We start from the raw sequence: 255 nt of genomic DNA on the forward strand, positions 1-255 counted from the left end.
GGATTTCCCCGATGATAAGTCGATGCGGATCTCGCACGAGGCGATCTACCAGGCCCTGTATGTCCAAGGCCGCGGCGCACTCAAGCGCGAACTCATCACCTGCCTGCGCACGGGACGGGCGCTGCGCGTTCCTCGGGCTCGAGCCCGGCAGCGAGCGAACGGTCACGTGACACCGGAGGTCATGATCAGTCAGCGGCCCGCCGAGGTCGACGACCGCGCCGTCCCCGGCCACTGGGAGGGCGACCTGATCATCGG

At 67.8% G+C, this 255-nt stretch carries 1 protein-coding gene; it reads left to right on the top strand.

All coding sequences use genetic code 11. The features are described 5' to 3' along the window. Nucleotides 1-255 (top strand): transposase (locus RM445_RS32205; RefSeq protein WP_397469462.1); only part of this gene is annotated, 255 nt, incomplete at both ends.

Origin of the sequence: Pseudonocardia charpentierae, from assembly GCF_031845345.1 — a bacterium.
Taxonomy (GTDB): Bacteria; Actinomycetota; Actinomycetes; order Mycobacteriales; family Pseudonocardiaceae; genus Pseudonocardia; species Pseudonocardia charpentierae.